Below are 21,198 nucleotides of genomic sequence, written 5' to 3' on the forward strand. Positions count from 1 at the left end.
GCGCCGGCGCGCGGTGGCGGATCCACTCTCGACACCCACACGGGCCTGTGCACGAACCGGCTCTTCCGAATCAAGGTGATCATCAAGTGCTGGAAACGCGAACCAAGGTAGTCCGAAGTCTGGTGCCGGCCCGGATGGACCGGCTGCCATGGACCAAGTTCCACTGGCTCATCGTCGTCGGGCTGGGCGTCTCCTGGATCCTGGACGGCATCGAGATCCAGATCGTCAGCAGCATGGGTGGACCGCTGCAAGACGCCGGAACGCTGCATCTGACGTCCGGACAGGTCGGCGCGATGGCGTCGTGGTATCTGGCCGGTCAGGTCGTCGGCGCGCTCGTCTTCGGCCGGCTCACCGACCGGCTCGGTCGCAAGAAATTGTTCATTCTGACCCTGGCGATCTATCTGATCGGCAGCGGCTTGGCTGGCTTCTCCTGGAACGCGTGGTCGCTGTACTTCTTCCGCTTCATCGCGGGCACCGGAATCGGTGGCGAGTACACGGCGATCAACTCCGCGATCGACGAGATCATGCCGTCCAAATACCGGGGCCGGGTCGACATCGCGATCAACGGAACGTACTGGGGCGGCGCCGCTCTGGGCGCGGCGGCCAGTCTGGTGCTGTTCAACGAACAGCTCATTCCCACCGGCTGGGGATGGCGAATCGGGTTCTTCATCGGACCCGTCCTCGGGCTCATCATCATCTTCCTGCGCAGGCACATCCCGGAGAGCCCCCGCTGGCTGCTCACCCACGGTCGTGCCGAGGAAGCCGAGCGGACCGTCGACGAGATCGAAGCGCAGGTCCGAAGCCGGGGAATCGAACTGCCTCCGGTAGACGAGAGCAAAGCCTTGGACATCGTGGACACGGATCGACTGTCCTATGTGCAGATGGGGCGCATCTTCTTCGGACGGTATCCGTCTCGCTCCTTCCTCGGCTTCACGATGATGGCCACGCAGGCATTCCTGTACAACGCGATCTTCTTCACCGTCGGGTTGGTATTGATCAACTTCTACGACGTGCCGGCCCACCATACGGGTTACTACTTCTTCCCCTTCGCCGTCGGTAACCTGATCGGCCCCTTGGTGCTCGGCCCGCTCTTCGACAGCATCGGCCGCCGGAAGATGATCTGCGCAACATATCTCGGATCCGGTTCGCTGCTTTTCCTCTCCGCGTGGGCATTCAACGCGGGCATCCTCAACGCCACCACGCAGACCCTGTTCTGGTGTGTCATCTTCTTCTTCGCTTCGGCGGGGGCGTCCTCGGCCTATCTCACGGTCAGCGAGATCTTCCCGCTGGAACTTCGCGGTCAGGCCATCTCGTTCTTCTTCGCCATCGCGCAGGGCGCCGGTGGAGTGGTCGCGCCGTTCCTGTTCGGGCACCTGGTCGGCGGCGCCGACAACCCGAACCCGGACCGGTTCCCGCTCACGGTGGGGTACCTCATCGGCGCCGGATTCATGATCTTCGGCGGCCTGGTCGCCTGGTTCTTCGGCGTGAACGCCGAAGGCAAGTCCCTCGAGGACATCGCCGATCCGCTCTCGGCGGCCAAACCGGCGGATGCGACCGCGGAACCAGCCGCCGTGGAGGACCCTGCCCTCGCGGTCCGGACAATCGCAGCAGTAGCCAGCGAGCCGCTATCTGACGGCTCGTCCGATATCGATGCATTGAAGGCGGACTAGCGATGGTGCAGCCGACTCCTTGGCAAGGGGGAAACAATCCGCGCTCCCGGGCAGGTTCTCCCCGGATGCAACCGGTCGGGACTCTGCTCCAGGACAACTGGGGGTTCATGCTCGCGGCCGTCGGAGCCGCCATCACGTTCACCCTGTTGTTCAAGCCCTGGCTGACCACCGGGGGACCGGACGGCACGATCTGGAGCAACGCCTTCGGCCAAACCCACATCACCACCACCCTCGTGGGTCTGTGGTCGAAGAACCCCCCGGCTCACTCCAACCTCAGCGGCAAGTGGGCGCTCCTCGCCACCATCGCGATCTTCCTCACCGTCCTGGCGGCGCTGATCAATCTGTGGGCCCGCACCGAAGCGCTTGCCCGCTTGACGACGGGCGCCGCGGTGGCGATGGCGCTGTTCATCGCGTTCACCCTGATCTACCTCAACGGAAAGGGGCCGGAGCTGCGCTCCATGATCGGGTCCGGCCCGCCCACCGACCTCGGCACGCAGGTCGGCTTCGTGATCCGATGGGCATCGGGCAACGGGCAATACCCGCTGCCGGGCCGGCGAACGGTCGAGTTCTCCACCGCGAAACTCACGGGCACCGCGCTGGTGGCCGGGGCGACGGCGATGTTCTCTGCCGTGGCGGCCATCGCCCAATGGGTTCGGCGAGAGAAGGCCCGCCGGAACTCCGGCTGAGCCTGTCCCTCCCGGGCGAGAAGCGGCGACGGGCTTCGACCGCGAGAGGCGGAAGCGGCTAGGAGGCCCAGGGGCCGATGCCGCCGACTTTGTCGATGCGGATACGCGTGAGGTAACCGGGCGGGGCGTCCGGCGGAGGAAACTCGACGCCCGGGGCGGCCAAAGTCTTGGCGAGTTGCCTGAGCAATTCCGGGGCACCGCCCTCGACGACGCGGGCGGTGCCGGTGATCGAAAGGTAAGGGCGCATGACCTCGCCGCGTTCTGCGGAAAGGATGGTCACCGCCACGCGCGGGTCGCGGCGGACGTTGCGGATCTTTTGATAGACGCCCAGGTGCGCGGTGACGAGTTCGTCGCCGTCCGGTGTCGACTGCAGAGCCACCCAGACCACCGAGACCTGCGGGCTGCCGTCGGGGTTGAGCGTGACCAGCGTGGCGTCGGCGCCGGACCCGATGAGTGAACGAGCGTCGTCGTCGAGTTTCATGTCTGGTTCTACCGCGTGCTCGGCGTATTCATTCCCAGCCCGGCGGGACTGGTTGCCGTGTCGGTGCTTCGCGGATGCCGAAAGCATCGATCCGGCAGAGCCCGTGCGACGGACTCCGATCCGGCTACGTGACTACGAAGATTCCCTTTCCCGGGACATGGGGAGCGTCGGTCGCGATGAGGACTTCTACTCGGCCGAGACCGGACGGAATGCTCACCGGGACCCACGAACCGGCGACGTTCTCCTCGGCCGGCGTGTTGTCGTCGAGCCGGATCGGGGGCAGGGTGCCCAGCGCGCCGGTGTCGGAGTTGCGCCAGGAAACCGTCACCGTCACGCCGCAGGTGCCGCCGGGACGGTCGGGTGTGTAGACGAACTCCGGATGAATCCACAGGGTGGGCACGCCGGAGTAGTTGCGGTTGGAGTCGTAGTAGGCGGCGATCATGCCGATGCCCGCGCCGCCGCCCCCGCAGAGCGTGCGCGCAGGGGGGACGCCCAGCGGAAGCGCGGAGGCCGCCGGAATGCTCGCACCGAGTGCGCCGAAGGCCAGAACAAGGACAGCCACACCACGCCAGACACCCACCGCTGCTCCCTTCGTCGGAACCCGAAACTGTCTGACTGCTGTGTCGACCTGAGTTCGCCGAATGTTAACGGGAGTAGGGGAAAAACGCGCCGGAGGCCTCGAATTCGGCGTGGGCACGCCGGAATTCCGTGGTGGGCGACCGGGGCTTCAGAATGCGATCTTGTTGCAGTATCGAGGCGGCAAACGTAGGAGCGTAGTCGGCCTCGGGCTTCGTGGAAGCCTGCTCTCGGGCCGGGCGTCGTCGCCCGGCCCGAGAGCAACGGTCAGGGTCAGCCCGCGGCCGCGTCGCGCAGGTGGGCGCTCTGGGCGATGGCGGCCAATTCCGCGTTGAAGCGGTCGGCAGCCTCGATGTTGCCCAGGTGGCCGGTGGGCCACACGTGGTACGCGGCCAGGTGGCCTGCTTCGGCGAGCGCATCGGCGATGCGGCGTGACATGCGCTCGGGCAGCAAGCGGTCGTGGGCTCCGGCGATCACCGTGGTGGGCACGGTCAGGGAGGCGGCGGCCTCGGCGAGGTCCATGTCGGCGAGCGCGGCGGCGTGCCTGCCGCGCGTGAGCGGTCGGCACGATCGCACGATGCCCAGTGCGAACTCCACCTGATCCGCGGTCGCGTGCGGCGTCATCACGCGGGCCTTGAGCAGCGCACTGGTGGGCCAGCCGCCCGGCAGCGGGACCGGGGCGGTGAGCAGTGTCTCGGCGACGATCATGGGTATGCGCACGGCGGCTCCCAACACGGTGATCGGGCGGTCCGCCAGCGTGAGCGGCTTGTTCAGCAGCGGGAGCAGATCGGTGTCGTAGCGAATGTTGCCCGACGTGGTGTTCAGCAGAACGGCGGCCGCGGCCTGCTTGCGGACCTGCTCCGGATACTGCGCGGCCCAGGCTTGAATGGTGATGCCACCCATGCTGTGGCCGACCAGCACGGCTCGCTGACCGGGGCGGAGCGTGGCATTCAGCACGGCCGACAGATCGTCGGCCAGCGACTCTTTGCTGGGGGCGGTCTTGCCGAGTTCGCTGGCGCCGTGGCCGCGCTGGTCGTAGCAGACCACGCGATACCGGTCGGCGAACGCGTTGATCTGTGGGTTCCAGTACTCGATGCTGCAGCTCCAGCCGTGGATCAGCACGATGACATCGCCTTGGGCGGGGCCGTAGGCATGTACTCGCAGGCGGGCGCCGTCCTTGGTGGTGACCGGGATGACCGCGTGACGGGCGGTGGGCCTGTTCAACGACGCGGTCCGGAAGGTTCGGGACCGCAGTCCGGCACGGTAATCGGCGGTGAGCGCACCGTTATGCGCGTCCGCCAGCGTCCTCATCGACTTCGCCAGCATCGAGCACTCCTTTGTGTTCACCGTCACCGTACAGTGCAAGCAGCGCTGCTTGCTAGTGTTAGCGCCGTACGACGGTGTTCCTGGTCTATATCGGGGAGTACCCCCGGATTCGATACCCCAAAAGATCGTTCCGGCAGAAAAAATCGTCAGTGCTTTCTTCAGGTGCGCATCACGGGTGCGCAATCGCAGGACTGCGGCGCTGCCGTGGCGGCCGTCCGCACTGCCCGGTTACGGTTGATTCGTGGACATCGCGCATCCTGCCTCCGGCCCCGTGACGGACCCGGGAACTCAGCCGAGAAGCGGTTGGCGCGGGGCGGCGCTTCCGCTGCTCGTCGCAGGTCTCGGCGTGGGTGTCGGTGTACTGCTGCACGTCCGTGATCCGCACGTCGAAGGCTCCTACGGCACCTGTCCGGTCTACGCGCTGACCGGCTGGTACTGCCCCGGGTGCGGCGGGATGCGCGCGGTGCACAACCTCACCGACGGGCACCTCATCGATGCGTTGCACAGCAACTTGCTCGCGCTTCCGCTGGTCCTGGCCTTCGCGGTGTGGGTGCTGGATTGGACCGTCCAGGGGTGGCGCGGCCGGAAGATGCGGCTGCCGTCGATCAGCCGAACCACCATGTGGACGTTCTTCGCCTTGCTGGCGATCTACACCGTCGTACGGAATACGCCGTGGGGAACCTTGTTTACACCGGTGTAACAACCCGGTACGGGGGCATCCGAAAGTATGAACGATTCGCTGAAGACCAGGGTGCGGCAGAAGTTGCAGCGCCAGCTCATCGAGGACCCGCGCGATACCGAGCACGACGATCCCCGCCAGATCGCGGTGGCGACCGATCTGGACGCGCTGGCGAGCGTGCCGGAGGACGATCCGCTCGTCGAGGAACTCGCCGCGCGTTACCTGGTGTTCTGATCAGGCCGTCGACGCGCCGCCGTAGGGCGGCAGCTGCGGTAGTCGCTCGGCGAGCAGCCAGCTGTCCCACAGCGGACGCAGCGACACCAGGCTGTAGTGCCCCGCCAGGTCGGTGAATTCCTCGGTGGTCACCGACGAGTGGCGATAGCGAATGGTCCACTCCCGCAGCAGGTCGAAGAACGTCGAGTCGCCGAGTTCGAGGCGCAAGGCGTGCAGCGTGAGCGCACCCCGTTTGTAGACACGATCGTCGAACATGCGTTGCGGTCCGGGATCACCGATGACGATGTCCTGGGGCTCGCGGGAGAGATTGTGGCGCGCGGCGCGGCCCAGCTGATCGGCGGTGGGTCCGCCCGCGGCTTCCGACCAGATCCATTCCGCGTAGCAGGCGAAGCCCTCGTGCAGCCAGATATCGCGCCACTGGCGGATGGTCAGGCTGTTGCCGAACCACTGATGGGCGAGCTCGTGCGCGACCAGTCGTTCGGCGCCGCGGCGGCCGTCGCAGTGGTTGGCGCCGAAGATGGACAGGCCCTGCGCCTCGATCGGGATCTCCAGCTCGTCGTCGGTGACGACCACGGTGTAGTCCGCGAACGGGTACGGGCCGAACCTCTCGCTGAAAACCTCGAGCATCCTCGGCTGACGCGCGAAGTCGTGATCGAAGTTCCCCCGCAGCCGCGGGGGCAGGATCGCGTGCATCGGCACCGCGGAATGTGAGGAATCGATGCGGTGCCTGCGATAGTGACCGATCTGGATGGTGGCCAGGTAGCTCGACATCGGTTCGGGCTGCTCGTAGACCCACGTGGTCTGACTGGACTTGCTCTGCTTGCGCACCAGGGTTCCGTTGGCCACCGCGTGATACGGCGAATCGGTGGTGATCGAGATCCGATAGCTGGCCTTGGAACTCGGGTGGTCGTCGCACGGGAACCAGGAGGCCGCGCCGTTGGGCTGGCTGGCCACGAGCGCGCCTTCGGTGAGTTCTTCCCACCCGACCTCGCCCCACGGCCCGCGCACCGGTTTCGGCGTGCCGCCGTACTGCACCACCAGCGAGAGCACGCCACCCGCCGGGATCCGCTGCTGCGGCGTGATCACCAGTTTGCCGTGCTGATGGGTGTACTTCGCGGCCTTGGCGCCGTTGACCGACACCTTCGAGACGCTCAGCGCCTGGGAGAGATCGAGTGCGAACCGGGGGCGCACCTCGGTGGTCACCGCCGTGATCGCGGCGCGGCCGGTGAGCCGGTTGGCGGAGACCCGATAGGCCAGCTCCAGCTCGTATCGGGAGACCCGATACCCACGGTTGCCGTTCTGCGGCAGGTACTCGTCGATGGGGGCTTCGTAGAACTTGCCCGTCATCAGCGCGCCCCGGGGTCGCCCGTGAACCAGGGCGCGATCGGGTTGCCCCACCAGCGCGTCGCGGCGGGCACCGCGTCACCGCGCATGACCAGGGAGGCCGGGCCGATGGTCGCGCCGTCGCCGAGCGCCGAGGCGGGCAACGCCACGCAGTGCGGACCGAGGGTGGCGCCCGCGCCGAGGGTGACGGTGTCCATGGCCATGATCCGGTCGTGGAACAGATGGGTCTGCACCACACAGCCGCGTTCCACGGTCGCGCCGTCGCCGAGAGTCACCAGGTCCGCCTCCGGTAGCCAGTAGGACTCGCACCATACCCCGCGCCCGATCTCGGCGCCGAGGCCGCGAAGCCAGAGGTTCAGTACGGGCGTCCCGGTCGCCGCGCGCGCGAACCACGGCGCGGCAACCGTTTCCACGAAGGTGTCGGATACCTCGTTACGCCAGACGAACGAGCTCCACAGCGGATGCTCCCCGGTGCGTATCCGCCCGACCAGCAACCATTTGGCGGCCACGGCGCTCGCTCCCGCGACGGCGCCTGCGGCCAGCAGCACCACTCCGCTGAGCAGCCCGGCGGCGAGGTGGCCGAAGGTGTGCGCGAGCCACGCGAGGGTGCACAGCACGCCGAGTCCGATCGCGAAGGTCACCAGCACCGGGAGCAAGCGGCAGGTCTCGACGAGGGCGCGGGCGACGCGCAGGCGGGCCGGTGGATCGAAGGTGCGCGCGGTGTCGGCGTTCTCCGCCGCGCGGCGCAGCCGGACCGGCGGGCTGCCCAGCCAGGACGAGCCCGGCTTGGCCTTGGACGGCGCCGCCGACAGCACCGCGACCAGCCCGTTCTTCGGGACCCGGCGGCCGGGGGCGGTCATTCCGGAATTCCCGAGGAAGGCGCGCTTGCCGACCTTCGCCGCACCGATGTGCAGCCAGCCTCCGCCGAGTTCGTAACCGGCGATCATGGTGTCGTCGGCCAGGAAGGCCCCGTCGGCGACGGTGGTGAACTTCGGCAGCAACAGCACCGTGGACGCCTCCACGCTCTTGCCCACTTTCGCGCCGAGCAAGCGCAGCCACACGGGGGTGAGCAGGCTGGCGTACAGCGGGAACAGGAAAGTGCGCGCGGAGTCCAGCAACCGCTCGGTGGCCCATGCCTGCCAGCCGACGCGGCTGCGCACCGGGTGGTAACCCTCGGTCAGGCCGATGCTCAGCAGGCGGACCGCGACGATGGTCGCCGCCGCGTAGACGCCCAGGCTGAGCAGCGTGGCGAGGGGGAGGACGGCGAACGCGCGCGCGGCGCCGCCCGCCAGGGTGCGGGTGTCGCGAACGAACCAGGCCAGGAACGTGCCACCGGCGCCGATGCCGAGAATGGGCACGGCGGCCAACGCCATCGACGTGACGCCGAAGATCGCGACCCAGTGCCGGGCTCGATCGGGCGTGTGCGCGGGCCAGCGGTGCTGGGCCTTGCCGACCTTCACCGCGGGCGAACCGGCCCATTCCTGTTCGGCCTTCACCTTGCCTGACACCGCCGAACCGGGCGCCACCTCGGCGTTCCTGCCGATCTTCGTGCCGGGTAGCAGAATCGAACGCGAGCCGACCACCGCGCCGGGGCCGACGGTGATCGGACCCAGATGCACCACGTCGCCGTCGATCCAGTATCCGGACAGGTCGACTTCCGGTTCCACGCTGCATCCGTCGCCGAGCTCGAGCATGCCCGTGACCGGCGGAAGGCTGTGCAGGTCGACGCCCTTGCCGATCTTCGCGCCGAGTGCGCGAGCGAACGGCACCATCCACGGCGCTCCGGACAGGTTCTCGGCGCCGCTGGCCTCGGAGAGACGGACGGCCGCCCACAGCCGTAGATGCATCGAACCGCCGCGCGGATAGCGGCCCGGCCGGATGCCGCGCAGCAGCAGCCGCGCGCCGGCCACGCAGATCGCCATGCGGCCGGGCGGTGAGATGAACAGCAGGAACGCGGCCAGCGTCCACCACCAGGACAGCTGCGGCAGCCACGGCAGCGAGCCGGACCAGGCGGCGATGTTGCCGACGATCGCCAGCCAGGTCAGCCACTGCAGGCCGGTGAGCGTGGTGAGCGGGATGGTGGCGAGCACCTGCGCGGCTTGCGCGAGCACCGGCGTGGGCCGCACCGTCCGCTCGGCGACCGCCACCGCGGGCGTGGTCTGCTCCAGCAGGTCGGCCAGCGCGCCGAGGCGAGGATGGTCGTAGACGTCGGCGACGGCGATCTGTGGATACCGTTCGCGCAGCGCGGTGACCAGCTGCGCCGCCGCGAGCGAACCGCCGCCCAGGTCGAAGAAGTCCGCGTCGAGGTCGCTCGCCTCCGCGCCGAGAATGGCGTCCCACAGTCCGGCGACCCACAGGGCCGTGCCGGTCAGCTCGTTGTCGTCGTCCTCGGCGGCGTTGGGCAGAGGCCACGGCAGCGCGTCCCGGTCGACCTTGCCGGAGGTACGGGTGGGCAGCTCGTCGACCACCGCGAGCCGGGGCACCAGCGGCGCCGGGAGACGCTCGGCGAGGACGGCGCGCGCGGCCTTGGCATCGAAGTCCGGGCCGGGCCCGGTCAGATAGCCGACCAGGAGCTTGTTGCCCGCCTTGGTGGTTCGAATGGCCGCCGCCGCGCCCGTGACGCCGGGCAGATGCTGCAGAGCGTTGTCGATCTCGCCGAGTTCGATGCGCCGTCCACCCAGCTTGATCTGATCGTCCGCGCGGCCGAGGAAAACGAGGCCGACGCTGTCGTTGCGCACCAGGTCGCCGCTGCGGTATGCGCGCTCCCAGCCGACGGAGGCCAGTGGCGCGTATTTCTCGGCGTCCTTGACCGGGTCGAGATAGCGCGCAAGACCGACGCCGCCGATCACCAATTCCCCGGATTCGCCCTCGGCCACCGGGTTACCCGCCTGGTCCACCACGACCAGGTCCCAGCCGTTGAGCGGCAGGCCGATCCGGACCGGCCACCCGCCGTCCAACCGTGCGGCGCAGGCGACGACCGTGGCTTCGGTGGGGCCGTAGGTGTTCCAGACCTCGCGCGCCGAATCGCCGTTGCCCGCGAGACGTTCGGCGAGTTCCGGCGGGACGGCCTCGCCGCCGAAGATGAGCAGGCGCACCGCCTCCAGGGCCTCGACCGGCCAGGTCGCCGCCAGGGTCGGGACGGTCGAGACCACGCTGATCTCCCGCCGCACCAGCCAGGGGCCGAGATCCGCGCCGGTGCGCACCAATTCGCGCGGGGCAGGCACCAGGCATGCGCCGTTGCGCCAGGCCAGCCACATCTCCTCGCAGGACGCGTCGAACGCGACCGAGAGCCCCGCGAGTACCCGGTCACCGGGACCGATCGGAGCGTCGCGGAGGAACAGGTCGGCTTCGGCGTCGACGAAGGCGGCCGCGTTGCGGTGGGTGACGGCAACGCCTTTCGGCGTGCCGGTGGAACCGGAGGTGAAGATGATCCAGGCGTCGTCGCCGGGGCTGGGCAGTGTCGACCAGGTCTGCTCGCGCTGCTGCTCGGCCGCGCGGATGCCCGCGGCCGTGGTCTGGATGCCCGCCGCGGTCACGATCGCGGTGACCTGCGCCTCGCCGAAGACCAGCTGCGCGCGCTCGTCCGGGTCGTCGGCGTCGACCGGCACGTACGCGGCGCCGGAGTACAGGACGGCGAGGATGGTCACGTAGAGGCCGCGGGTGCCCGACGGCATGCGCACGCCCACCCGATCGCCCGGTCGCACGCCCGCCGTGGCGAGACGAGCCATGGTCTTCTCGATCTCGACGACCAGCTCCAGATAGGACAGCGCCACGTCGCCGTCATCGATGGCGGGGGCGTCGGGATGGGCGAGCGCCGTCGCGGTCAGGATGTCGACGAGCGTTCTCGGTTCGGGTGCGTGGTCGCCGCGCGACAACGGGCGCGCCGGCGCGTCGACGTCTGTCTCGAGCATGGTGCTCTGCGCACCTCCCATCGACTTGCCTCACACTTTCGGCCTTGTTGTGTCATATCTGGGTTACCAAAGGGCAAACGCCACGATGGCCAGTTGTCCACGGTACCCGGGGTTGTCGTCGTTTGTTGTTCACCGGACCGGTCGCCGGATCGGCCGGTGGCGTGCTCGTTGTTGCAGGTGGGCCGGGTATTTGCCGCTCCGGCAGGGCAACCCGCTGGTCGGGGGTTCGCCCTCGGGTTCGCCGGGAGATCGCTGGATCGAAAGTGTGATTCCGCTCATCGAAGCGGCGCGAACTCCGCCTTGTGTCCGGGCTCGCGGCGACGCATGTTTCAACCGGTCGCGGAGGGAGTCCGAGCAGCCCGACGCCGATCGGGTCGGAAGGCCGAAGCGGGCTCGACGAGGGCGCCAGGAAGTCACACCGCGCGCAATCGCACTCGCGTCGGCGTCGCATCGGCCCATCGGTAACCGCCGAGCGAACCGAGCGGGGTATGCCGTCCGCGCGGGAGCCGGAGGCCGAGCGACACGACGAATCCCGCGGCGGGCGCGGCTCGCGTGTCATCCTGGGGGTGCTTGTAATGACTCGCGCGCGGTGGTTATCTCCACGCGGTGCTCATGGGGACTCGGGGTCGAGCGTGGTTGACAGTGCCGGGGCGCTTCTGCCACTCTCGGGTCAGGTCATGAGTGCCAGCGCGAAGCCCCGGCTTGCTGGCCGGCAACCCTCCTCCGCGGTGGGGTGCTCCGGGTGACGACCCGGCCGCCGCCCGACCGGGCGCGGCAAGCGCGGGCTCGATGAATCATTCGATCGCGGGTCCTCTAGCCGACGGGATTCACGTGATGACTACTGCTGTCGACAACACCTGTGCCGCCCTCGCCCGAGTCTCCGGTGACGAACTGCGCGTGCCCTTGGTGCAGGGCGGAACCGCCACCTACGCCAACTTCGACTACGCGGCAAGCGCACCGGCATTGGCCCAGGTCACCGACCGGGTGCAGCAGCTGCTGCCGTTCTACGCCAGCGTGCATCGCGGCGCGGGGTACGCCTCCCGGATCTCCACCGAGTGCTACGAGGCCGCCCGCGGGTCGGTCTCCCGCTTCCTCGACGCCGCCGACGATCAGGTGGTGGTCTTCACCCGCAACACCACCGACTCGCTGAACCTGCTCGCGTCCTGCGTCCCCGGCGACACGGTCGTGCTCGACATCGAGCACCATGCCAACTTCCTGCCCTGGACCAGGCGAGGCAGGCGCGTGGTGCAGGCCGCCGACACGGTCGAGGAGACCATCGGCAGGCTGGTCGCCGAACTGTGCAGCAGGCCCGCCGCATTGCTCGCGGTGACCGGTGCGTCGAACGTGACCGGCGAGGTGCTGCCGCTGGAGCGGCTGGCCACCATCGCGCACCAGTGCGGCGCCCGGATCCTCGTGGACGCGGCTCAGCTGGCGCCGCATCGGCGGATCAGTCTGCGCGACACCGGGATCGACTATCTGGCGTTCTCCGGGCACAAGCTCTACGCGCCGTTCGGCGCGGGTGTGCTGGTGGGCAAGCGGGATTGGCTCGACGCGGCTCGGCCCTATCTGGCGGGCGGCGGCGCGGTCCGCGAGGTGCGCACCGACGAGGCCGAATGGGCGCAGGCGCCGCAGCGGCACGAAGCCGGGTCGCCGAACGTGCTCGGTGCCGCAGCCTTGGCCGCCGCCTGTGATGCGCTCTGTGCCATCGACGCCGAAACCCTTGCCGCGCAAGAACACCGGCTCGCCGACCGCCTGCGCGACGGCTTGGCCGCGATTGCCGGCGTCCGGTTGTTGCGCATCTGGATCGACAGCATCGACTCCGTCGGCATCGTCGCGTTCACCCTCGACGACTTCGCTCCCGGCCACGTCGCCGCCTATCTCTCCGCCGAACACGGCATCGGCGTCCGCGACGGTCGTTTCTGCGCCCACCCCCTGCTCACCCGCCTCGGCTTGGACGGCGCGCTGCGCGCCAGCATCGGCCTCGGCACCACGTCAGCCGACGTGGACCGCCTGATCGAGGCGATCGCCACCCTCGCGCGCACGGGCCCCACCTGGAATTACGCCGCCGAGAACGGCGTCTGGAATCCCACCCCGGAAACGCGCCCCTTCACCTCCACCGCGCCCACCGGCGCGGCTCCCTGCCTCGTCGGCTGAGGACGCCCGCACTCCGCGGGGTCAGTCGCCGAGGGCGGTCGGCCGGTAGTAGCGCCCGTTGTAGTACAGCAGTGGTGCGGCGGCGGGCTTCTCGTCGGTGTTGTCGTGGACCCGGGTGACCAAGCCGACGACGAAGGTGTGGTCGCCGATGGGGATCAGCTGGTGCACGGTGGCGCGCAGCCAGATGGGGGTGCCGTGCAGGACCGGTTCGCCCGTGTCGAGGGTCGTCCACAGGCTGCGGTCGGTGAAACGCTCCTCGGCGGTCCGGGAGAACCGGTGGGCCAGGTGCTGCTGGTGTTCGCCGAGGAAGTGGATCACGACGGACGCGGCGTCCAGCATGGCGGACAGACTGGAGGAGGTGTGCGCGATGTTGAACGACACCAGCGGCGGGTCCAGCGACAGCGAGGCGAAGGATGTCGCGGTGAAGCCGACCGGTCCCCGTGGCGAAGTCAGCGTGACGACGGTGACGCCGGCCGGGTAGTGGCGCATGGAGGCGCGATATTGCTCCGCGGTGATGCCGCTCAGATCATCGGGGACCCGCAGATCCGTCTCGGGTCGTGGTGCGTCGGTCACATCACGAAACTACGCCCCACCCCGGCCGGCGAGTGGCGGCATACGTTGCCCGACCGTCGGCGCAACGCCGGACCGGCGACTCGCGGGCACGGGCAGCGGGATACGCGCCCGACGTGATTCGCGCGAGTCAGTCGACGTCGATGGGCAGGCCCGCCGTGATTCGCAGCAACTCCGGAAACGAGGTGCGGAAGACGGTGTTCGGATGCCCGCCCGCGGCCCAGAGCTCCCGGTGGCGCGCCAGCGCGTTGTCCACCCAGGTAGGCAGATTGGTCGGGTGGCCGACCGGTGCGACACCGCCGATCGGCTGGCCGGTCGCTCGGCGCACCATGTCGGCGGAGGCGCGGGTCAGTGTGCCCTCCAGGCGCGCGCCGGTCTTCGCCAAGTCGACCTGATGCACCCCCGAGACCAGCAGGAGCACCGGGTCGTCGTCGAGCAGGAACACCAGGGATTTCGTGATCGCCCCTACGTCGACGCCGAGCGCTCGCGCGGCGTCCGCGGCGGTGTGCGTCGGCTCCGGCTTGGCGACGATGAGACCGTGATGACCTCGGGAGATGAGGGTATCCGCGACCCGGCAGGCGACCGGTGGCAATGACGACCTGCGCATCTCACCAGGGTAGAGCGAGTGCGGGCGGTATGCCGGGCGAGTCGCGCGGTCCGCTCAGTATTCCGGGTAGCCCTCGGGCGGCCCGAGCATTCCGGCGATCTGCGCACGGGTGATGCGCGCGAGTTCGGTCACGCTGCGCGTGGAGACCGATTCGTGTGCAACGGCTTCGAAGGCGCGCTCGAGATCGCGCTGGGACAGTGCGAGCAATTCGACGTCCGCCATGGTCAGCAGCGCGTCGTGATCAGGATAGGGGCGGGCGTCGGCCAATCGCTCCGCCCACGTGACGTTGCAGCAGCATTCGTACAGTGCGTGAATCGCGCGACCGCGCGGCAATTCGTTGAACCGGTCCAGGCCGATTCCCCGGTGCATCAGCATGAGCTTCTCCGAACCCGATGACTGAGGTCTGCCGATGGGACAATGATCCGCCGTCGCCGCGGCAGGCAACCAGCGCACCGCCGGCGAATTTGCACAGGATTTACACGCTAGGCGATTTTGCCGGTGAGTCCGGAAGCCACGCAGGTCACCGGGTCGGGACACGGGCTCCGATCTGTCTCGATACGCTGTACAAATGACAGATTGGCAGGCTTTCACCGTCGAAACCAAGGATCACGTCGCGCAGGTGACGTTGATCGGCCCCGGCAAGGGCAACGCGATGGGTCCCGACTTCTGGCGCGAGCTGCCGGAGGTGTTCGGGCAGCTGGACGCCGATCCCGAGGTGCGGGCGATCGTGCTGACCGGGTCGGGCAAGCATTTCTCCTACGGCTTGGACCTGCCCGCGATGAGCGGCACGTTCGGCCCGCTGCTGGCCGATCGCGCCCTGGCCGCGCCGCGCACCGACTTCCTCACCGAGGTGCGCAAGATGCAGGCCTCGATCACGGCCGTGGCGGACTGCCGCAAGCCGGTGATCGCGGCGGTGTCCGGCTGGTGCATCGGCGGCGGACTGGACCTCATCGCGGCGGCCGACATCCGCTACGCCAGCGCGGAGGCCAAGTTCAGCCTGCGGGAGGCCAAGGTCGCGATCGTCGCCGACGTGGGCTCGCTGCACCGGCTGCCCGGCATCATCGGCGAGGGACACCTGCGTGAGCTCGCCTACACGGGCAAGGACATCGATGCCGCTCGCGCGGAGAAGATCGGCTTGGTCAACGACGTCTTCCCGGACCAGGAAGCGGCGCTGGACGCGGCGCACGCCACCGCCCGCGAGATCGCCGCGAACCCGCCGCTGGTGGTACAGGGGGTCAAGGACGTGCTGGATCAGCGGCGCAAGGACGAGATCGCCGCGGGACTGCGCTACGTCTCCGCGTGGAACGCCGCGTTCCTGCCCTCGGAGGACCTCACCGAGGCGATCAAGGCCGTTTTCGAGAAGCGCACGCCCGAATTCCGCGGCCAGTGACATCGGCGGTGCGCCCGCACCCGAGCGAGCGCGCTGTGCCGAGCCACCAAGGGTGGGTACCGAGGGTGGGCAAGGTGATTCGCCTCAGGGTTGCCTTGCCCTCACCCTAGGGGTGGCTGTGCGGGGCGCCGCTCGTCCATATCGTTTGTGACGTCGGAAATTTCGCCTCGCATTCAGGAGCAAGAACAATGCGTATCAAGTCCTTCCTCGCCGCTGGTCTGCTGGCCACCGCTGCCGTCGCCGGGGTGTCGACGGCCGCATCGGCCTCGGCCGCGCCGGTTTACCAGGAGGTCGCCTACGGCGGCACCTATGTCGGCACCTACGCCACGCTGAGCGCCTGCCGGGCCGACGGCGAGTCGCCGAGCACCGGCGGCTACTACTGGGAGTGCATCGAGTCCTGGGACGGCTGGGACCTGTACATCTACTACTGAACCAACTGACACCGAGAAGGGGCATCCGGTATCCGGGTGTCCCTTTTCGCCTTTCGTAGCGCGAAAGGCAGAGCGGGGAGTCCGGGCCTACCGGACTCCCCGCTCGCGTTGTGCCGGAAAGGCTTTCAGTGCCCGCCCTGGTCCTTCAGGCGCTGGATGGACGCTTCCACCTCGGCCTCGGCCTCGGCCCGGCCCACCCACTCCGAACCCTTGACGTACTTGCCGGGCTCCAGGTCCTTGTAGCGCTCGAAGAAGTGCTTGATCGCGGCCAATTCGAACTCCGGGACGTCCTTCAGATCCTGGATGTGGTCCCAGCGCGGGTCACCCGCGGGCACGCACAGGATCTTGTCGTCGCCGCCTGCCTCGTCGACCATCTTGTACATCGCGACCGGGCGGGCCTCCACGATCACGCCGGGGAACACCGAATCGGGCAGCAGGACCAGCGCGTCCAGCGGGTCACCGTCCTCGCCGAGGGTGTTCTCGATGTAGCCGTAGTCGGCGGGATAGACCATGGACGTGTACAGGAACCGATCGAGCCGGACCCGGCCGGTCTCGTGATCGACCTCGTACTTGTTCCGGGAACCCTTGGGGATCTCGATGGTGACGTCGAACTCCACGCCATCTCCTTCGTGCATCGGGGCCGAGCTCGGCGACTCGGCTGCTTTTCGGCGACTGCCGACTCGGCCGCTGCGGAGTGTGCCGACTCGCCAGGTTGTTCGGGGGAACGGTTGCGCAACGAGGATAGTGTGGTCGTCGGGGACATGGGTGCGGCAGGCGGCTGCTGCGGGAATCGGTCAGGAGAGCGGCGGCGACGTGTTTGGTGGCAACGAGAACATCGGTGGGCTGGCCGCCCGGCGGCGCCGCAACAGATGGATCTGGATCTCGAGCACGATGGTCGTACTGATCGTCGCCGCCGCCGTGGCGCTGCTCGCGGTGCGTCCGTGGACCCCGGAATTCCGGCACGGTGGTCTCACCGTCGCCGCCCCGCCCGATCCGGTCGAGCCCTCGCCACAGGTCGGCCCGGCCCGGTCCACCGATTCCGCGCCGAGTCCGGCCGGTATCGCCGCGGCGCTGGCCCCGGTGATCGCCAATCCGGACCTCGGCGCGTTCGCCGGGCAGGTGACCGACCCGGGCAGCGGGACGGTGCTGTGGAGCGGCGACGCGAACCGTCCGATGATCCCGTCGTCCACCGCGAAGATCCTCACCGCGGCGGCCGCTCTGCTCACCCTGCCCGCCGAGCACCGGGTGACCACGAAGGTCGTCGCCGGTGCGGCGCCGAACGAAGCGGTGCTGGTCGGCGGCGGCGATCCGACGCTCACCGCGCAGCCGGACGGCAAGGGGTACTACCCGAACGGGCCGCGCCTGTCCGACCTGGTGAGCCAGATCAAGTCCGCGGGTCGCGCTATAGACACGATCGTCGTCGACTTCTCCGCCTACACCGGCCCGGCCATGGCGCAGGGCTGGGACCCGGTCGACATCCCCGAGGGCTCCATCGCCCCGATCGAACCGGTGATGATCGATGGCGGTCGCCTGCAGCCCTTGGTCGAGTACTCGCCGCGCACCGCCACGCCCGCGCTGGACGCCGGTCGGCGGCTGGCGACCGATTTGGGGCTGGACCCCGCCAAGGTCAGGACGGGTGTCGCGCCCGCAGGCGCCGCCGAGATCGCTTCCGTGCGGTCGGCGCCACTGCGCGACCGGCTGCGGGACATGATGGTCTACTCCGACAATGTGCTGGCCGAGACGATCGGCCGGGAGATCGCCACGGCCACCGGCGGCGCGGCGTCCTTCGCCGGTGGGGTCACCGCGGTGCGCGCGGCGTTGAGCAAGGCCGGTTTCGATCTGTCCGGGCTGGATATGCACGACAGCAGCGGGCTTTCGGTCGACGACCGGATTCCCGCGCGGTTGCTCGACCGCGTCGTGGCGACCGCGGCCGAGCCCACCGGCGCCACGGCGGTGAAACCGGCCGGTACCAAGGCCGAGCCCGAGACCGACCGGGTCGCGGCCACCTTGGCGCCGATGCTCGACGCCCTCCCGGTCGCGGGCGCTACCGGGTCGCTGACCAGCCGCTACGTCACGCGGGACCGCCAGGGTGCCGGCTGGGTGCGGGCCAAGACCGGAACTCTGTCGGTCTCCAGCGCGTTGGTCGGGTATGTGCTGGACGCCGATGGGCGGGTGCTGACCTTCGCTCTGATGTCGAACGATCGACCACCGGAGGTGAGCAGGCCCGCGTTGGACGCGATCGCAGGCACGCTGCGAAACTGTGGATGCTCCTGACGGGTGGTTGATCATGACCCAGCAAGGTTCCGAGACAGTCGAATTCGGCTCCGCCGGCGCGGACGAGCGGCGTAAGGGCCGCTCGGGTCTGTCCGGTGTGGTGGATTGGCGTCTGGCGGCGCGAACCGGCTCCGCGCTGGTGCCCGCCGGTCCGCGCACCTCGCGCTATTCGGCCGAACAGGTGGTCGCCGAACTCGCCGAGTCCTCCGTGCGGGCCGAGGCGCCGGTTCGCGAGGTCAGTGGGTTGCTGGACGACCGGCCGGTCCCGGCGGCCCGGATCGTCGACCGCCCGGGTTGGATCACGGCCGCCGCCGACTCGATGGCCCAGCTCACCGGGACCGGCCAGGTGCGGTTGGACCGCAAGCTGGCGGGCAAACCCGCCGGAGTGCAAGCGGGTGCGATGCTCGCCTTCCTGTCCACCGCGATTCTCGGTCAATACGACCCGTTCACCGGCTCCGACGGCACCCTGCTGCTGGTCGCGCCGAACATCGTGGCGGTCGAACGGGCGCTCGGGGTGTCGCCGAGCGATTTCCGGCTGTGGGTGTGCCTGCACGAGGTGACCCATCGGGTGCAGTTCTCCTCCGCGCCCTGGCTCGGCGACTACATGCGCGCCAACGTCGAGGTGCTCGGCGAGGTCGCCGACGAGCCGCTGAGCGACATGCTGGCCCGCCTGGTCGACGAGGTGCGCGACCGCCGTCGCGGGACCACACCCGACGACCCGGCCGCGCGCGGCGTGGTCGGTCTGCTGCGCGCCACGCAGGCGCCGCCGCAGCGTGCGGCGCTGGACCGTCTGCTCATGCTCGGCACGCTGCTGGAGGGGCACGCCGACCACGTCATGGATGCCGTCGGTCCCGCGGTCGTACCGTCGGTCGAGCAGATCCGCACCGCGTTCGACCAGCGCCGCAGGCGTCCGACCAACCCGGTGCAACGCATCCTGCGGGCCCTGCTCGGCGTGGACGCGAAGGTCGCCCAGTACGTGCGCGGCAAGAAATTCGTGGACGAGGTGGTCGGCGCGGTGGGGATGACGCGATTCAACACCGTGTGGACCGACGCCGAGACCCTGCCGCGCACCGACGAGATCGAGCATCCGCAGCGCTGGATCGAGCGCGTGCTGGTCTGAGTGGTTCCGCGCCCCGTGGTGGTTCGCCGCTCGTGGTCGGGCCGGTAGGCTGCGCCCATGGGGCGTGCGCCAGGAACGACACCCGGGCGCTTCGGGTCGGAGACCGGGTCTTCCGGTCCCGGGCGTCCGTCCGCGCCCGCCCGGTTGCCCGAGACCGCTGCCGTGCTCGCCGTCCGCCGGGCGGTCCGCGACTGGCTGGGCAGGTTCGGGCCGCCCGAGACCGGGGAACAGGCCGTGGCGGTAGCGTTGTCCGGTGGCGCGGATTCGCTGGCCCTCACCGCGGCGGCGGTAGTGGAGACGAACGCGGTGGACGCGCTGGTGGTCGATCATCGCCTGCAGTCCGGATCCGGCGCGGTCGCCGCCGAGGCGGCGGCGCTGGCGCTGGCGCTCGGCTGCCGGTCCGCGCGCGTGCTCGCGGTCGAGGTCGGCACCGAGGGCGGCTTGGAAGCCGCCGCGCGCCGGGCCCGCTACACCGCGCTGGACTCGGCGCGCGCGGGTTTGCCGGTGCTGCTCGGTCACACCCTCGACGACCAGGCCGAAACGGTGCTGCTCGGCCTCGCGCGGGGCTCCGGTGGCCGTTCGATCCAAGGGATGGCCGCCTGTGCCGAGCCGTGGGGACGGCCGCTGCTCGGCGTGCGCCGGGAAACCACCCGGCAGATGTGCGCCGACCTGGGCGTGACGCCGCACGACGATCCGCACAACGCGGCGCCGGAGTTCACCAGGGTCCGGCTGCGCACCGAGGCGCTGCCGCTGTTGGAGCAGATCCTCGGCGGTGGCGTGGCCCCCGCGCTGGCGCGCACGGCCGAGCAGTTGCGCGAGGACGGCGCGGTGCTGGACGTGCTCGCCGCCGACCTGCGGCACACCGCCGGTGATGGGCAGGCGCTGGTGATCGAGACCCTCGCCACTGCGCCCGCCGCGCTCCGCAAACGGGCGATCCGGGCGTGGCTGCTCGACAACGGGGCGAAAGCCCTGACCACGAAGCATTTACAGGCAGTCGACGAACTGGTTACGGCTTGGCGCGGGCAGGGCGGCGTCGCGGTCGGCGGAGGAAGGCCGGGTAGCAGGTTGGTCGCCAGGCGCGAACATGGCAGGCTGACACTGCGGCTGGACGAGGACGGCATCGGACCGATGACGCAGACCGAACCGGCCCAACGGGCTCACCACCACGGAAGGGAATCCAGCTGACGTGTACGGGGATGACATCGCGTCGGTGCTGATCACCGAGGAACAGATCGCCGCCAAGACCCAGGAGCTGGCCGAACTCATCGCCAAGCGGTATCCCCCGGACGCTCCCGAGGGCGATCTGCTGCTGGTGGGCGTGCTCAAGGGCGCCATCTTCTTCATGACCGACCTGGCCAAGGCGCTGCCGATCCCGACCCAGATGGAATTCATGGCCGTCTCGTCCTACGGGTCGTCGACCTCGTCCTCGGGTGTCGTGCGCATCATGAAGGATCTGGACAAGGACATCGCGGGCCGCAACGTCCTCATCGTCGAGGACATCATCGACTCCGGGCTCACGCTGTCATGGCTCAAGCGGAACCTGTCCACCCGCAACCCGGCCTCGCTCGAGGTGGTCACCCTGCTACGCAAGCCCGACGCGTTACGCACGCCGGTGGAAGTCGCGCACGTCGGCTTCGACATCCCGAACGAATTCGTCGTGGGCTATGGCCTCGACTACGCGGAGCGCTACCGGGACCTCCCCTACATCGGCACCCTCGACCCCAAGGTCTACGGCGGCTGAGGCG

Annotated in this window: 20 protein-coding genes and 1 riboswitch; of the genes, 11 read left to right on the forward strand and 9 right to left on the reverse strand. The window is 69.3% G+C overall.

From position 1 onward, the window contains the following. Nucleotides 1-86: 86 nt before the first annotated feature. Together GVY64_RS15245 and GVY64_RS15250 are read left to right on the forward strand one after the other, a co-directional pair. Nucleotides 87-1,670: an MFS transporter gene (locus tag GVY64_RS15245; RefSeq protein ID WP_236566853.1), complete on the forward strand. Its 1,584-nt coding sequence runs from the start codon at nucleotides 87-89 to the stop codon at nucleotides 1,668-1,670. Between the two features lie 65 nt (nucleotides 1,671-1,735). Further along, a complete protein-coding gene (locus GVY64_RS15250; RefSeq protein ID WP_159841858.1) occupies nucleotides 1,736-2,356 on the forward strand; it encodes a hypothetical protein in 621 nt (206 codons plus the stop codon). Between the two features lie 58 nt (nucleotides 2,357-2,414). Here the strand turns inward: GVY64_RS15250 and GVY64_RS15255 are convergent, their stop codons facing one another. The 3 genes from GVY64_RS15255 to GVY64_RS15265 all read right to left on the reverse strand — a co-directional run bounded on the left by GVY64_RS15255 (nucleotide 2,415) and on the right by GVY64_RS15265 (nucleotide 4,739). Further along, nucleotides 2,415-2,837, reverse strand: coding sequence for a PPOX class F420-dependent oxidoreductase (locus GVY64_RS15255; RefSeq protein WP_159841860.1), 423 nt, complete (start codon nucleotides 2,835-2,837; stop codon nucleotides 2,415-2,417). Nucleotides 2,838-2,961: 124 nt separating this feature from the next. Beyond that, nucleotides 2,962-3,417: a hypothetical protein gene (locus GVY64_RS15260; protein WP_159841862.1), complete on the reverse strand. Its 456-nt coding sequence runs from the start codon at nucleotides 3,415-3,417 to the stop codon at nucleotides 2,962-2,964. Between the two features lie 269 nt (nucleotides 3,418-3,686). Beyond that, entirely contained in the window at nucleotides 3,687-4,739 is a 1,053-nt protein-coding gene (locus tag GVY64_RS15265; protein ID WP_159841864.1) for an alpha/beta fold hydrolase, read from the reverse strand. A gap of 241 nt (nucleotides 4,740-4,980) precedes the next feature. Between GVY64_RS15265 and GVY64_RS15270 the strand changes: the two genes are divergently transcribed. Both GVY64_RS15270 and GVY64_RS15275 read left to right on the forward strand, forming a co-directional pair. Continuing rightward, nucleotides 4,981-5,439 carry a DUF2752 domain-containing protein gene (locus GVY64_RS15270; protein ID WP_236566854.1) on the forward strand — a complete coding sequence of 153 codons (459 nt, stop codon included), beginning with the start codon at nucleotides 4,981-4,983 and terminating at the stop codon, nucleotides 5,437-5,439. Nucleotides 5,440-5,466: 27 nt separating this feature from the next. Beyond that, nucleotides 5,467-5,652, forward strand: a complete 186-nt coding sequence (locus tag GVY64_RS15275; RefSeq protein ID WP_159841866.1) for a hypothetical protein — start codon at nucleotides 5,467-5,469, stop codon at nucleotides 5,650-5,652. On the opposite strand, the gene GVY64_RS15280 is transcribed toward GVY64_RS15275, so the two are convergent. Beyond that, complete coding sequence (locus GVY64_RS15280; RefSeq protein WP_159841868.1) at nucleotides 5,653-6,999, reverse strand: M1 family metallopeptidase; 1,347 nt, start codon at nucleotides 6,997-6,999, stop codon at nucleotides 5,653-5,655. Then, on the reverse strand, nucleotides 6,999-10,907 hold the full coding sequence (locus tag GVY64_RS15285) for a Pls/PosA family non-ribosomal peptide synthetase (RefSeq protein WP_159841870.1): 3,909 nt from the start codon (nucleotides 10,905-10,907) through the stop codon (nucleotides 6,999-7,001). Before GVY64_RS15285 ends, GVY64_RS15280 begins: the two co-directional genes overlap by 1 nt. A gap of 673 nt (nucleotides 10,908-11,580) precedes the next feature. Further along, nucleotides 11,581-11,694: riboswitch (SAM riboswitch) on the forward strand. Between the two features lie 47 nt (nucleotides 11,695-11,741). Between GVY64_RS15285 and GVY64_RS15290 the strand changes: the two genes are divergently transcribed. Next, entirely contained in the window at nucleotides 11,742-13,061 is a 1,320-nt protein-coding gene (locus tag GVY64_RS15290) for an aminotransferase class V-fold PLP-dependent enzyme (RefSeq protein WP_159841872.1), read from the forward strand. 21 nt (nucleotides 13,062-13,082) lie between these two features. On the opposite strand, the gene GVY64_RS15295 is transcribed toward GVY64_RS15290, so the two are convergent. The 3 genes from GVY64_RS15295 to GVY64_RS15305 form a co-directional block, all read right to left on the reverse strand. Further along, complete coding sequence (locus GVY64_RS15295; RefSeq protein ID WP_442939589.1) at nucleotides 13,083-13,634, reverse strand: flavin reductase family protein; 552 nt, start codon at nucleotides 13,632-13,634, stop codon at nucleotides 13,083-13,085. Nucleotides 13,635-13,761: 127 nt separating this feature from the next. Beyond that, a complete protein-coding gene (locus tag GVY64_RS15300) occupies nucleotides 13,762-14,238 on the reverse strand; it encodes a YbaK/EbsC family protein (protein WP_159841874.1) in 477 nt (158 codons plus the stop codon). Nucleotides 14,239-14,292: 54 nt separating this feature from the next. Continuing rightward, entirely contained in the window at nucleotides 14,293-14,613 is a 321-nt protein-coding gene (locus GVY64_RS15305) for a 2-oxo-4-hydroxy-4-carboxy-5-ureidoimidazoline decarboxylase (protein WP_159841876.1), read from the reverse strand. Between the two features lie 193 nt (nucleotides 14,614-14,806). On the opposite strand from GVY64_RS15305, the gene GVY64_RS15310 reads away from it, so the two are divergent. Next, nucleotides 14,807-15,628: a crotonase/enoyl-CoA hydratase family protein gene (locus GVY64_RS15310; protein WP_159841878.1), complete on the forward strand. Its 822-nt coding sequence runs from the start codon at nucleotides 14,807-14,809 to the stop codon at nucleotides 15,626-15,628. Between the two features lie 188 nt (nucleotides 15,629-15,816). Beyond that, nucleotides 15,817-16,059 (forward strand): hypothetical protein, encoded by a 243-nt coding sequence (locus GVY64_RS15315; RefSeq protein WP_159841880.1) that lies wholly within the window; start codon nucleotides 15,817-15,819, stop codon nucleotides 16,057-16,059. Between the two features lie 125 nt (nucleotides 16,060-16,184). On the opposite strand, the gene GVY64_RS15320 is transcribed toward GVY64_RS15315, so the two are convergent. Further along, entirely contained in the window at nucleotides 16,185-16,676 is a 492-nt protein-coding gene (locus GVY64_RS15320; RefSeq protein WP_067469153.1) for an inorganic diphosphatase, read from the reverse strand. 217 nt (nucleotides 16,677-16,893) lie between these two features. Here GVY64_RS15320 and GVY64_RS15325 point away from each other — a divergent pair, with 217 nt between their 5' ends. The 4 genes from GVY64_RS15325 to hpt are packed head-to-tail and all read left to right on the forward strand — an operon-like array spanning nucleotide 16,894 to nucleotide 21,194. Continuing rightward, complete coding sequence (locus GVY64_RS15325) at nucleotides 16,894-18,333, forward strand: D-alanyl-D-alanine carboxypeptidase/D-alanyl-D-alanine-endopeptidase (RefSeq protein ID WP_159842268.1); 1,440 nt, start codon at nucleotides 16,894-16,896, stop codon at nucleotides 18,331-18,333. 13 nt (nucleotides 18,334-18,346) lie between these two features. Continuing rightward, a complete protein-coding gene (locus GVY64_RS15330; RefSeq protein WP_159841882.1) occupies nucleotides 18,347-19,453 on the forward strand; it encodes a zinc-dependent metalloprotease in 1,107 nt (368 codons plus the stop codon). A 57-nt stretch (nucleotides 19,454-19,510) separates the two neighbouring features. Further along, nucleotides 19,511-20,638 (forward strand): tRNA lysidine(34) synthetase TilS, encoded by a 1,128-nt coding sequence (gene tilS, locus GVY64_RS15335; protein WP_159841884.1) that lies wholly within the window; start codon nucleotides 19,511-19,513, stop codon nucleotides 20,636-20,638. 1 nt (nucleotide 20,639) lies between these two features. Continuing rightward, on the forward strand, nucleotides 20,640-21,194 hold the full coding sequence (hpt, locus tag GVY64_RS15340) for a hypoxanthine phosphoribosyltransferase (RefSeq protein WP_040864524.1): 555 nt from the start codon (nucleotides 20,640-20,642) through the stop codon (nucleotides 21,192-21,194). The last annotated feature ends 4 nt before the right edge of the window (nucleotides 21,195-21,198 follow it).

The sequence above is a fragment of the Nocardia sp. CY41 genome (assembly GCF_009829325.1).
Taxonomy (GTDB): domain Bacteria; phylum Actinomycetota; class Actinomycetes; order Mycobacteriales; family Mycobacteriaceae; genus Nocardia.